General features: G+C 74.0%; 15 protein-coding genes. 10 read left to right on the forward strand and 5 right to left on the reverse strand.

Going from position 1 to position 11,084, the window contains the following annotated elements:
• The first annotated feature begins 61 nt into the window (after positions 1-61).
• The 4 genes from ACLWS4_RS13965 (at position 62) to ACLWS4_RS13980 (ending at position 1,963) form a co-directional block, all read left to right on the forward strand.
• Positions 62-253, forward strand: coding sequence for a hypothetical protein (locus ACLWS4_RS13965; RefSeq protein WP_049658455.1), 192 nt, complete (start codon positions 62-64; stop codon positions 251-253).
• A gap of 89 nt (positions 254-342) precedes the next feature.
• Positions 343-660, forward strand: coding sequence for a hypothetical protein (locus ACLWS4_RS13970; RefSeq protein ID WP_241852790.1), 318 nt, complete (start codon positions 343-345; stop codon positions 658-660).
• Positions 657-1,310: a DUF6286 domain-containing protein gene (locus ACLWS4_RS13975; protein ID WP_416874259.1), complete on the forward strand. Its 654-nt coding sequence runs from the start codon at positions 657-659 to the stop codon at positions 1,308-1,310. Before ACLWS4_RS13970 ends, ACLWS4_RS13975 begins: the two co-directional genes overlap by 4 nt.
• Entirely contained in the window at positions 1,307-1,963 is a 657-nt protein-coding gene (locus ACLWS4_RS13980; protein WP_143204497.1) for an alkaline shock response membrane anchor protein AmaP, read from the forward strand. Before ACLWS4_RS13975 ends, ACLWS4_RS13980 begins: the two co-directional genes overlap by 4 nt.
• Before the next feature lie 11 nt (positions 1,964-1,974).
• Here ACLWS4_RS13980 and ACLWS4_RS13985 read toward each other — a convergent pair whose 3' ends face one another.
• Positions 1,975-2,736, reverse strand: coding sequence for an SDR family oxidoreductase (locus tag ACLWS4_RS13985; protein WP_049653500.1), 762 nt, complete (start codon positions 2,734-2,736; stop codon positions 1,975-1,977).
• Between the two features lie 110 nt (positions 2,737-2,846).
• On the opposite strand from ACLWS4_RS13985, the gene ACLWS4_RS13990 reads away from it, so the two are divergent.
• Positions 2,847-3,254: a MerR family transcriptional regulator gene (locus tag ACLWS4_RS13990; RefSeq protein WP_049653502.1), complete on the forward strand. Its 408-nt coding sequence runs from the start codon at positions 2,847-2,849 to the stop codon at positions 3,252-3,254.
• A 3-nt stretch (positions 3,255-3,257) separates the two neighbouring features.
• A complete protein-coding gene (gene trxA / locus ACLWS4_RS13995) occupies positions 3,258-3,590 on the forward strand; it encodes a thioredoxin (protein WP_049653505.1) in 333 nt (110 codons plus the stop codon).
• Here the strand turns inward: trxA and ACLWS4_RS14000 are convergent.
• Together ACLWS4_RS14000 and ACLWS4_RS14005 are read right to left on the reverse strand one after the other, a co-directional pair.
• Positions 3,587-4,384 carry an SURF1 family protein gene (locus ACLWS4_RS14000; RefSeq protein ID WP_049653507.1) on the reverse strand — a complete coding sequence of 266 codons (798 nt, stop codon included), beginning with the start codon at positions 4,382-4,384 and terminating at the stop codon, positions 3,587-3,589. The genes trxA and ACLWS4_RS14000 overlap by 4 nt on opposite strands.
• A 31-nt stretch (positions 4,385-4,415) precedes the next feature.
• The gene (locus tag ACLWS4_RS14005; RefSeq protein WP_074001603.1) at positions 4,416-5,411 is read right to left on the reverse strand and encodes a DEDDh family exonuclease; all 996 of its coding nucleotides are present in this window, start codon (positions 5,409-5,411) and stop codon (positions 4,416-4,418) included.
• Positions 5,412-5,536: 125 nt separating this feature from the next.
• On the opposite strand from ACLWS4_RS14005, the gene ACLWS4_RS14010 reads away from it, so the two are divergent.
• The 4 genes from ACLWS4_RS14010 (at position 5,537) to moaA (ending at position 9,902) form a co-directional block, all read left to right on the forward strand.
• The gene (locus ACLWS4_RS14010; protein ID WP_049653512.1) at positions 5,537-6,580 is read left to right on the forward strand and encodes a zinc-dependent alcohol dehydrogenase family protein; all 1,044 of its coding nucleotides are present in this window, start codon (positions 5,537-5,539) and stop codon (positions 6,578-6,580) included.
• Positions 6,581-6,872: 292 nt separating this feature from the next.
• A complete protein-coding gene (locus ACLWS4_RS14015; protein ID WP_049653515.1) occupies positions 6,873-7,232 on the forward strand; it encodes a DUF485 domain-containing protein in 360 nt (119 codons plus the stop codon).
• On the forward strand, positions 7,229-8,836 hold the full coding sequence (locus ACLWS4_RS14020) for a cation acetate symporter (protein WP_416874260.1): 1,608 nt from the start codon (positions 7,229-7,231) through the stop codon (positions 8,834-8,836). The genes ACLWS4_RS14015 and ACLWS4_RS14020 overlap by 4 nt, the downstream gene beginning before the upstream one ends.
• Before the next feature lie 76 nt (positions 8,837-8,912).
• On the forward strand, positions 8,913-9,902 hold the full coding sequence (gene moaA, locus ACLWS4_RS14025) for a GTP 3',8-cyclase MoaA (RefSeq protein ID WP_416874265.1): 990 nt from the start codon (positions 8,913-8,915) through the stop codon (positions 9,900-9,902).
• A 43-nt stretch (positions 9,903-9,945) separates the two neighbouring features.
• Here moaA and ACLWS4_RS14030 read toward each other — a convergent pair whose 3' ends face one another.
• Positions 9,946-10,185 carry a hypothetical protein gene (locus ACLWS4_RS14030; RefSeq protein WP_049653520.1) on the reverse strand — a complete coding sequence of 80 codons (240 nt, stop codon included), beginning with the start codon at positions 10,183-10,185 and terminating at the stop codon, positions 9,946-9,948.
• Positions 10,186-10,449: 264 nt separating this feature from the next.
• Positions 10,450-10,833 (reverse strand): DUF3099 domain-containing protein, encoded by a 384-nt coding sequence (locus ACLWS4_RS14035; protein ID WP_049653522.1) that lies wholly within the window; start codon positions 10,831-10,833, stop codon positions 10,450-10,452.
• Between the last annotated feature and the right edge of the window lie 251 nt (positions 10,834-11,084).

The following is an 11,084-nucleotide window of genomic DNA, read 5'->3' on the forward strand; positions in this document are numbered from 1 at the left end:
CGCGTTCGGCGGCGGGCCGACGGCGGACCCGACGAGGCAGCGGGACACGAGGGAGTAGCGGATGAACCTGGCCATCGTCGGCCTGGTGGTGGGCATGGCCCTCGGCTTCGCCGGGTACTTCGGCGGGTTCGCGGCCTTCCTGCTGGTGGCCGCGCTCGGGCTGGTCGGATTCGTGCTCGGGCGCCTGCTGGAGGGCGACATCGAGCTGGGCGAACTCGGGGACCTGCTCCGCGGCCGCGACCGGCGCCGCTGATGGCGGGCCCCGCGTCGGCTCCGGCCGCGCTCTCCGGGTCGGGTTCCGTACCGGGCCCCGGCCCGGGTTCCGGTTCTGGTTCCGGTTCCGTGCCGGGGCGCCGGGGGCGGCTCCGGGTCGCCGACCGGGTGTACGCGCGGATCGCGGCCCGGGCCGTCCGGGAGGTGCTGACCGAGGCCTGGCCCGCCGGGCGGGCGAAGGGGGCGCCGCCGCACGTCTCGGTGACCGTACCGGGGAGCACGGTGACGGTCCGGGTGGCGGTCGAGCTGCCGTTCCCCTCGGACATCGCGGCGCTGGCCGGCGCCGTTCGGACGCGGATCGCGGAGCGGGTGGTGGGGCTGACCGGGACGAGGGTGTCGGAAGTCGTCGTCGTGGTCGAGAAGTTGGTGACGGGGGGCGCCTCGTGACCGAGGAGGTGCCCGGGCCGGAGGCGGTGCCGGGGGCCCGGCCGGAGAAGGTCAGGCGGCTGCGGGCGCCCCGTACGGCCGCGGCGGCCCTGGTGGCGACGGCGGTGCTGGTGGTGGCGGGGGCGCTGCTGTACGACGTGGTCGCCGTACGGGTGGGGCAGCCGGCGCGGCGGTGGCGGGCGCAGATCGCGGACGAGCTGGCGACCCGCCACCTCGACGACCTGGCGGTGCTGGTGGGGGCCGGAGCGGCGACCGCGCTCGGCGGGTGGCTGCTGTGGCTCGCCGTCGCGCCCGGGCTGCGACGGTGGCTCGTGCTGCGGCCCTACGGGGGGACGACCGCGGCCGTCGACCGGGCCGGGGTCGGACACCTGCTGGCGGACCGGGCGGCGGGCCTGGACGGGATCGACCGCCTGCGGATCCGGGTCGGGCGGCGGCGGGTCCGGATCTCGCTGGAGGGGCTGGCGGACCCGGCGCTGGTGCAGCGGCAGTTGCGGGACGAGCTGGAGCGGGTGGGACTGGGGCGGCCGCTGCGGCTGGACGTGCGGACGGGGCGGGGGGCCGGGGGCGTGGTGGGGGAGGACCCGGGGGCGGGGACCACCGGTTCCGGGACGGGGGCCGGGGCGGCCGGCGGCGAGGGGGCGGCCGGGTGAGGAGGACGGTCGTCAACCGGGTGGTGCTGGGGGTGGTGGGGGCCGTGCTGCTGGCGGCCGGGGTGCTGGTGCTGGCGGGCGGGCTCGACCTGTACCGGCGGCTGGGCGTCCACCCGCCGCAGTGGTGGCCGCTCACCTCACCCGACCAGCCGGTGGTGAGCGCGCGGTCCCGGGGGCGGTGGGTGGCGTCGTCGTGGTGGTGGCCGACGGTGATCGGCGGACTGACCGCCCTGGTGGCGGGGATGGCGTGGTGGCTGGTGGCGCAGCTGCGGCGCAGCGGGCTGTCGAGCATCGCGGTGCCGACGCCGGGGGTGAGCGGGCTGCGGCTGCGGGTCGGCGCGCGGGCGTTGGAGGAGGCGCTGGAGAACGGGACGGCGGTGCTGCCGGACGTCGAACGGGCCGGGGTGCGGCTGGTGCGGGCGCCGGGGCACCCGAGGCTGCGCGGGGCGGTGCGGCTGCGGCCGGGCGGGGATCCGGCCGCGCTGGTGGAGCACTTCGAGGACGGGCCCCGGACGGACGCGTGCGGGAGCCTGCGGCTGGCGGAGCTGCCGGCCGACCTGCGGATCCGGGTCCTCCAGGCGGCCCACGCCGAGCCGCGGCCCGGGCGGGGGCGGCGCGGTCGGCGGGGGCGCGGGCAGGCGCGGGTGGAGTAGGCGGGTCGGGCTCAGAGGCCGCGGAGGGCGCCGCCGTCGACGGGGACCATGATGCCGGTCAGGTAGGAGGCGGCGGGGGAGAGCAGGAAGGCGGCGACCTTGCCGAACTCCTCGGGGGTGCCGTAGCGGCCCAGCGGGATCGAGGCGGTGGCCTGGGCGCGGGCCGCGTCGGGGTCGGCGGCGAGGCCGTCGAGCTCGCGGACCCGGTCGGTGTCGATCCGGGCCGGGAGCAGGCCGAGCACCCGGATGCCGCGGGGGCCGAGCTCGTCGGCGAGGGCCTTGGCGGCCATGGCGAGACCCGGGCGCAGACCGTTGGAGATGCCCAGGCCGGGGATCGGCTGGCGGACCGAGCTGGAGAGCACGAAGGCGATCACCCCGCCGTCGGGGAGCGCGGCGGCGGTGGCGCGGGCGAGGCGCAGGGCGCCGAGGAAGACGGACTCGAAGGCGTCCCGCCAGGCCTCCTCGGGGGTGGTCTCCACGGGGCCGGCCTGGGGGCCGCCGACGCTGATCAGGATGCCGTCGAGCCGGCCGAAGCGGTGCCGGGCCTCGGCGATGAGGCGCTCGGGGGTGTCGGGGTCGGCGTTGTCGGCGACGAGACCGTGGGCGGTGCCGAGGGTCTCGAGCCCGGCGACGGCGGTGTCGACGGCTTGCCGGGTGCGGCCGCTGACGAGCACGCGGGCGCCGTCGGCGACGAGTTCGCGGGCGCTCGCGAGGCCGAGGCCCCGGGTGGCGCCGGTGACGATGTAGGCCTTGTCCTTCAGTCCGAGATCCATGGGGACATAGTGCCCGGTGTGGAGGGTGGGGAGCGGGTCGAGGGGGCTGGCGTTGACGCCGGGGGGAAGGTTTACGGTCGTCGTCGGAAGTGCGGGAGGAGTGGTTCGGCATGCGGATCGGGGAGTTGGCGGAGCGGGCGGGGACGACCACGCGGGCGTTGCGGTACTACGAGCAGTTGGGGTTGTTGCCGGCCCGGCGGGCGGGCAACGGGTACCGGGCGTACGACGAGGCGGACCTCAGGCTGCTGCGCGAGATCCGGATGCTGCAGGACTTCGGGTTCGGGCTGGAGGAGACCAGGCCGTTCGTGGAGTGCCTGCGGGCGGGGCACCCGGAGGGGGACTCGTGTCCGGCCTCGCTGGAGGTGTACCGGCGGAAGCTGGGGGAGCTGGACGAGTGCATCGCCCGGCTCCAGGACGTAAGGGCGCAGGTGGCGGGGCAGTTCGACCGGGCCGTACGGGCGCGGGACGAGCTGGCCGCCGTCGAGGAACCGCCCCATTGTGAACTGGCGAAGGAGTAGACGGTGGTGGAGATCGCGGGTGTGCCGGCGGTGACGGACGAGACGTTCGCCGCGGAGGTGCTGGCGGCCGAAGGGCCGGTGCTGGTGGACTTCACGGCGGACTGGTGCCCGCCCTGCCGGATGATGGCGCCGGTGCTGGCGGACATCGCGCGGGAGGAGGCGCACCGGGTGCGGGTGGTGAGCCTGGACGTGGACCACAACCCGCGGACCCAGGCGGCGTACGGGGTGCTGTCGATGCCGACGCTGATGGTGTTCCGGGGCGGGCAGCCGGTGCGGTCGGTGGTGGGGGCGCGGGCGAAGGCGCGGTTGCTGCGGGAGCTGGAGGACGTCCTCTAGGCGGGGACGGCGTCGAGCGCGACCTCGGCCTCGGCGGCCTGCTTGGCGCGGTCCTTGGCCTCGCGGCGGGCGAGGACCCAGACGCCGACCGGGATCATCGCGGTGAACAGCCACCACTGGATGGCGTAGGCCATGTGCGGGCCGATGTCGGAGTGGTTGGGCTCGGGGACCAGCTGGGGCTGGTCGGCCGGGGCCGGGGTGGTGCCGGCGAGTTCGAGGTAGCCGCCCAGGAGGGGGGCGCCGGTCCGCTTGGCCTGCTCGTCGGTGTTGATCAGGTTGAACTGGCGGTCGGGCAGGCCGGTGCGGTCCTTGATGCCGCTGGCGCCGTAGGTCTCCTCGGCGCGCAGGCGGCCGGTGAGGGCGACCTCGCCGGCCGGGGTGGCCGGGACGGGCGGGTACTCGGTGGCGCCGTTGCCGGAGGCGACCCAGCCGCGGTTGACCAGGAGGGTGCCCTTGCCGTCGGCGAGCCGGAACGGGGTCACGACGAAGTAGCCGATGGTCCCGCTGGAGTCGGTCCGCTTGCGGACCACGAACTCGTGTGCCGGGTCGTACTGTCCGGTGGCGGTCACCGTGCGCCAGGTGAGGTCCTTGGGGACCGCGAAGCCGGGGGTCGGCGACAGGGTGTCGAAGGGGACCGGCGCGGCCGTGAGGGCCTGGCCGATCAGCTCGTTCCGGGCCACCCGTGCCTCGTGGCGGTGAAGCTGCCAGAAGCCCAGCTTGATCGTCGCGGGGATCAGCAGCAGCGCGACCAGCATGGTGATCAGCCACTGTCGGGTCAGCAGAAAACGGTACACATGGGAACGGTACGCCGACCTCACAACGGGCTCACGCACCGGGGTGCGGGGCGACCTCGCGCAGCAGTTGGAGGAAGGCGTCCTCGCCGACGACGGGGGTGCCGACCTCGCGGGCCTTGCGGGCCTTGCCGCTCCAGCTGTCCGGCTCGTTGGTGACCAGCAGGCTGGTGAGGCGGCTCACCGAGGTGGCGATGTGCAGGCCGGCCTCGACCGCGCGGTCCTCCAGGACCTCGCGGTCGGTGGCGGTGTCGCCGGTGATGGCCACCCGCATGCCCTGGACCAGCGGCTTGCCGTCCTGCCAGCGCCCCGGGTTGGGGTACGGGCAGGGCGGGCGCTTCTTGGCCTGGCGGTACGAGGCGCCGGTCCAGTTGCCGCGGCCGGGGGCGGCGGGCTCCTCCTCGCCGAGGTCGGTGACCGCGACGCAGTTCTGCAGCGGCAGCGGCACGCCGCCGTCGCGGGCGAGGTGCAGGCTGGGGCGGAAGGCCTCGGCGAGCACCCGGGCGTCGTCCAGGGCGTTGTGGGCGTGGCGCTGCCGGACGCCGAAGTGGGCGGCGAGCGAGGACAGCTTGCCGTTGGGCAGCGGCAGGCGCAGGTCGCGGGAGAGGACCATGGTGCACAGCCGCTGCTCGACCGGGGCGCGCAGGCCGGCCCGGGAGAACTCGCGGGAGATCATGTTCCAGTCGAAGAGCGCGTTGTGCGCGACCAGGACGCGGTCGTGCAGGCGCGCGGCGAACTCCTCGGCGATCTGCGGGAAGGTCGGGGCGGTGGCGAGCAGCTCGGCGGTGAGGCCGTGGATCCAGACCGGGCCGGGGTCCCGCTCGGGGTTGACCAGGGTGTACCAGTGGTCGACGACCTCGCCGTCCGGGTCCAGCTGGTAGACGCCCGCCGAGATGACGCGGTCCGAGCGGCCGAGACCGGTGGTCTCGACGTCGACGACCGCGAAGCCCCCGGCGGGGGCGGCGGAGCGCTGCGCGGGGACCGGGGCGGTCCGCGGCGCTCCGTACGTCTCGGGCTGGATCGGTTGCATGGTCCAACAGGATAAGGGGCCGGGCGGGGGGCTCCGGCCGGAATGTTCCGACCGACCGGCCGGAATAGAGTGGTCAGCGGGGGTGTCGTACACCTGGTCGAGACCGTTCAGCTAAGGAACAGCGCATGCGTGCCACCGTGATTCACGGCCCCAACGACATCCGGATCGAAGAAGTCCCGGACCCGGTGATCCAGTACCCGACGGACGTGGTGCTCCGGGTGGTGAACGCCTGTATCTGCGGCAGCGACCTGTGGGCGTACCGCGGGGTCGCGCAGCGGGTGGCCGGGCAGCGGATCGGGCACGAGTTCCTCGGCGTGGTCGAGGAGGTCGGCGCCGAGGTGCGCGGCTTCGCCAAGGGCGACTTCGTGGTGGCGCCGTTCGTCTGGTCGGACGGCGTGTGTGACTTCTGTCTCGAAGGCCTCCAGACCTCCTGCCCGCACGGCGGGTTCTGGGGGCAGGTCGGTTCGGACGGCGGCCAGGGCGAGGCGGTGCGGGTGCCGTTCGCGGACGGGACGCTGGTGAAGCTGCCGAAGGAGGCGGCGGGCGACGAGAAGCTGCTGCCCGGGCTGCTGGCGCTGTCCGACGTGATGTCCACCGGGCACCACGCGGCGGTCTCGGCGCGGGTACGGCCCGGGGCGACGGTCGCGGTGGTCGGCGACGGCGCGGTGGGCCTGTGCGGCGTCCTGGCGGCGCACCGGCTGGGCGCGGGCCGGATCATCGCGCTGGGCCGGCACACGGCCCGCACCGAGCTGGCCCGCCGCTTCGGTGCGACGGACGTGGTGGCGGAGCGCGGCGAGGCCGCGGTCGAGGCGGTGAAGGAGCTGACCGGCGGGCAGGGCGCGCACGCGGTGCTGGAGGCGGTCGGCACCGAGGAGTCGATGCGGACGGCCGTCTCGATAGCCCGGGACGGCGGCGCGGTGGGCTACGTCGGGGTGCCGCACGGCGGCAGCGCGGGCGTCGACATCGGTCAGATGTTCGGCCGGAACGTTTCGCTGAACGGCGGCGTCGCCCCGGCCCGCGCGTACATCCCCGAGCTGCTGCCGGACGTCCTCTCGGGCGCCATCGAGCCGGGCCTGGTCTTCGACCGGACCGTCGGCCTGGACGGCGTGCCGGACGGCTACCGCGCGATGGACGACCGCTCGGCCCTGAAGGTGCGGATCGCCTTCTGAGGCGTCGGCCTCCCGGCTCCGGCCCGTGCCGCCCCGTTCGGGGTGCGGCACGGGCCGGAGCCGTTCTCCGAGGAGGTTCCGGGGGCCGATCGTGGGCGGTGCGGTCGCTGGGATGGGCTGTTTTTCGGCCAATCGGATGGTGCGAGGGGGTGAACGGTCGACTGATCGCGGTCAACCCCTTCCGGGGCGGGCAGGACGCTCCTAGCATTGCGCGGCGCACACCAGACATGTGACGCCCCTCACGTTCGATCGTTCCCCCCGTGTGACAAATACGCCGAAGGAGTGAGACAGCGTGGATTCGCCGCCGCTCACCACCACCGCCGCCACGGAAGCCCAACTCATCGACGACAGCGAGGAGTTCCGTACGCTGCGGCGCTCGTTCCGGAGCTTCGCCTTCCCGGTCACCATCGGCTTCGTGCTCTGGTACCTGTTCTACGTCCTGCTCTCCTGCTACGCCCCGGGACTGATGCGCACCAAGGTCCTCGGGCACGTCAACGTGGCCCTGGTCCTCGGGCTGCTGCAGTTCGTGACCACCTTCGCCATCGCCGCCTGGTACGCCCGCTACGCGGACCGGCGGATCGACCCGCCAGCCGCGGCGATCCGCGAGGCGCACGGCGCCGTCGTCCACGCTCCCCGGGAGTCCGCCGAATGAGCCTGCTCGCCAGCTCCGCCACCGAGCACCGCGGCCTGACGATGGCCCTGTTCGGCGTGTTCGTCCTCGCCACCCTCGGCATCACCGTCTGGGCCGGGCGGCAGACCAGGAGCGCCTCCGACTTCTACGCCGGCGGCCGCGGCTTCACCGGCTTCCAGAACGGCCTGGCCATCTCCGGCGACTACATGTCCGCCGCCTCCTTCCTCGGCATCGCCGGGACCATCGCGCTCAGCGGCTACGACGGCTTCCTCTACTCGATCGGCTTCCTGGTCGCCTGGCTGGTCGCCCTGCTGCTGATCGCCGAACCGCTGCGCAACTCCGGCCGCTTCACGATGGCGGACGTGCTCGCGTTCCGGATGCGCCAGCGCCCGGTGCGCACCGCGGCGGGCGTCTCCACCATCGTGGTGTCGATCTTCTACCTGCTCGCCCAGATGGTCGGCGCCGGCACCCTGGTGGCCCTGCTGCTGGGGGCCGAGGGGGGCGCCGCCAAGCGCTGGACCATCGTCGGGGTCGGCGCGCTGATGATCGTCTACGTGGTGATAGGAGGGATGAAGGGCACCACCTGGGTGCAGATCGTCAAGGCGGTGCTGCTGATCGCCGGCGCCGCGCTGATGACCGTCCTGGTGCTGGCCAAGTACCACTTCAACCCCTCCGAACTGCTCGGCGCGGCGGCGAGCGCGAGCGGCAAGGGCGAGGCCTTCCTCCAACCGGGGCAGAAGTACGGCAGCGGCACCGCCAAGCTCGACTTCATCAGCCTCGGCATCGCGCTGGTGCTCGGCACCGCCGGCCTGCCGCACATCCTGGTCCGCTTCTACACCGTGCCCACCGCCAAGGCGGCCCGGAAGTCGGTGCTCTGGGCGATCGGCATCATCGGCGTCTTCTACCTGATGACCCTGGCGCTCGGCTTCGGCGCGGCCGCGCTGGTCGGCTCCAAGGCGATCAAGGCGGCGAACGCGGCGGGCAACACCGCGGCCCCGCAGCTGGCCGAGGCGCTCGGCGGGGGCGCCGGGAGCACCGGCGGCGCGATCCTGCTCGCGGTGATCTCGGCGGTCGCCTTCGCCACCATCCTGGCCGTGGTCGCCGGGCTCACGCTCGCCTCCTCGGCCTCCTTCGCCCACGACCTCTACGCCAACGTGATCCGGCGCGGGAAGGCGAGCGAGAGGGAGGAGGTGCGGTCGGCGAAGTGGGCCGCGGTCGCGATCGGGGCGGTGGCGATCGTGCTCAGCCTCTTCGCGGACAAGCTCAACACCGCCGCCCTGGTCGCGCTGGCCTTCGCCGTCGCCGCCTCGGCGAACCTGCCCACCCTGCTCTACTCGCTGTTCTGGAAGCGCTTCACCACCGTCGGCGCGGTCAGCTCGGTCTACGCCGGACTGCTCACCTCGGTGACGCTGGTGGTCTTCTCCCCGGTGGTCTCCGGCGCGAAGACCTCGCTCTTCCCGCACTCCGACTTCCACTGGTTCCCGCTGGAGAACCCCGGCCTGGTCTCCATCCCGGTCGGCTTCCTGGCCGGCTGGCTCGGCACGCTGCTGTCCAGGGAACGCCCCGACGCGGCGAAGTACGCTGAACTGGAGGTCCGCTCGCTGACCGGGCTGGGCGCCCACTGATCGTCCCGCGATGACTATGCTGGCCCGGCCCGCCGTGACGGTGGCCGGGCCGGCCGCATCTCGGGGAAGGACGAACGTGCTGCTCGACACCTTCGGACGCCAGGCCGTCGACCTGAGGGTCTCCCTCACGGACCGCTGCAACCTGCGCTGCACCTACTGCATGCCCGAGGAGGGCCTGCGGTGGCTGGCCAAGCCCGAGCTGCTGACCGACGAGGAGATCGTCCGGCTGGTCACCGTGGCCGTGCGCGACCTGGGCGTGCGCGAGGTCCGCTTCACCGGCGGCGAGCCGCTGCTGCGTCCCGGACTGGTCGCCGTCGTCGCCGCCTGCTCGGAGCTGGAGCCGCGCCCGGAGCTCTCGCTGACCACCAACGGCATCGGACTGGCCCGCACCGCGACGGCGCTGCGCGAGGCCGGCCTCGACCGGGTCAACGTCTCGCTGGACACCCTCGACCCCGAGGTGTTCCACACCCTCACCCGCCGCCACCGCCACCAGGACGTCCTGGACGGGCTGGCCGCCGCCGAGGCCGCCGGGCTGGCACCGGTGAAGCTGAACGCGGTGCTGATGCGCGGGGTCAACGACCACGAGGCGGCCGACCTGCTGGCCTGGTGCCTGGAGCGGGGCTACGAGCTGCGCTTCATCGAGCAGATGCCGCTGGACGCCCAGCACGGCTGGGACCGTACGTCGATGGTCACCGCGACGGAGATCCTGGACCTGCTGCGCACCCGCTTCACGCTCACCCCGGAGCCGTCCGCGAGCCGGGGCGCGGCACCCGCCGAGCGCTGGCTGGTGGACGGCGGCCCGGGCTGGGTGGGCGTGATCGCCTCGGTCACCCGGCCGTTCTGCCGGGCCTGCGACCGCACCCGGCTGACCGCCGACGGCCAGGTGCGCAACTGCCTGTTCGCGACCGGCGAGACCGACCTGCGCACCGCGCTGCGCTCCGGCGCGGACGACGCCGAACTGGCCGCGCTGTGGCGGGCGGCGATGTGGGGCAAGAAGGCCGGGGCCGGGATCGACGACCCGGAGTTCCTCCAGCCCGAGCGGCCGATGTCCGCGATCGGCGGCTGAGCGGGCCGAGCGGGTTGGGCCGGTTGAGCCGGTCGGGCAGGCGCTAGGCCGGCTTCCCGGAGCCCTCGGCGGGCTCGGGGGTCCAGTCGGCGAAGGCGACGACCTCCTTGAGGAAGCCGCGCACCGAGAGGAACTGGGACAGGTGCTCGCGGTGCCCGTCGCAGGCGAGCCAGGTCTTGCGGCGGTCCGGGGTGTGCAGCTTGGGGTTGTTCCACACCAGCACCCAGCCGGCGTCCGTCCGGCAGCCCTTGGCGGAGCAGATCGGCGTCTGCGGGGTGTCCATCGGGCCGTCCTCAGCGATTGGCGGGTGGGTCTGCACCGCCAGTCTGTCACGCCCGTCCGGGCCGACCGGATCCGGGCATGGCGACGCCGGGCAGCCACGGGGGGAGCCGCCCGGCGTCGGTCCGTCGCTCCGACGGGGGATGCGGAGCGCGTACGCAGTATGTCACGCCAAGACCCTCGGATGGGGAGGTCTTGCATGATTAATCTGAGCTTCTTTTGAGCTTTCGCTGAGCCGGACGGGGGTGAAGCGGCATGAAACGGACGGTCAGTCCACGTCCTGTGAAGGATCGGTGGGAACGGCCTTTGCCTCTCCTGTACCAGCCTTCGCACCAGCCCCACCCGTCCCACCGGGGCCGAGCATCAGCGGGGTGTCCAGCGGGATGTCGAAGGTGCTCGGCAGCCCCGGGGCCCGCTCCCGGCCCGCGTTGGCGATCAGCACCGCGAAGTACGGCAGCAGGACGGCGCCCGCCAGCGCCGCGAACGCCAGCCAGCGCTGGACGTCCCACAGCACCACCGCGAGCAGCACGCAGACCGTGCGGAGCAGCATCGAGATGACGTAGCGGCGCTGGCGTCCCCGGACGTCCTCGGTGAGGCTGCTGCGCGCCCCCGTGATCCGGAAGACCTGCCCGTCGTCGGCGCTCTTGCCCATGTGTCCTACCGCCCTCGTCGCGCACCCGCGCGCCTGGCCGCGCGGCCTCCTCACGGTACGCCCGGGCGCACCCGGCGACGAGACCGGGTGGGCCGCACCCACCCGGTCGGGTACGCGAAGGGCCTGTCCGGCGGAGCGGACAGGCCCTCGGCGGTGCGGTGCGGCGCTAGGGCCTGTCTTCAAACTCGCGTCTGCGGGGCGACGCCGGGGCACGCACCTCGCCGCGTTGTCGTCGGTCGCCAATGGCCCCC

This window comes from Kitasatospora sp. SC0581 (assembly GCF_048159585.1).
GTDB lineage: Bacteria > Actinomycetota > Actinomycetes > Streptomycetales > Streptomycetaceae > Kitasatospora.

Coding starts and splice junctions, on each gene's coding strand:
- ACLWS4_RS14020 (WP_416874260.1), top strand. CDS start 7,229: ATGAGCCTGCTCGCCAGCTCCGCCACCGAGCACCGCGGCCTGACGATG.
- ACLWS4_RS13990 (WP_049653502.1), top strand. CDS start 2,847: ATGCGGATCGGGGAGTTGGCGGAGCGGGCGGGGACGACCACGCGGGCG.
- ACLWS4_RS14030 (WP_049653520.1), bottom strand. CDS start 10,185: ATGGACACCCCGCAGACGCCGATCTGCTCCGCCAAGGGCTGCCGGACG.
- ACLWS4_RS14035 (WP_049653522.1), bottom strand. CDS start 10,833: ATGGGCAAGAGCGCCGACGACGGGCAGGTCTTCCGGATCACGGGGGCG.
- ACLWS4_RS13985 (WP_049653500.1), bottom strand. CDS start 2,736: ATGGATCTCGGACTGAAGGACAAGGCCTACATCGTCACCGGCGCCACC.
- ACLWS4_RS13965 (WP_049658455.1), top strand. CDS start 62: ATGAACCTGGCCATCGTCGGCCTGGTGGTGGGCATGGCCCTCGGCTTC.
- ACLWS4_RS14010 (WP_049653512.1), top strand. CDS start 5,537: ATGCGTGCCACCGTGATTCACGGCCCCAACGACATCCGGATCGAAGAA.
- ACLWS4_RS14005 (WP_074001603.1), bottom strand. CDS start 5,411: ATGCAACCGATCCAGCCCGAGACGTACGGAGCGCCGCGGACCGCCCCG.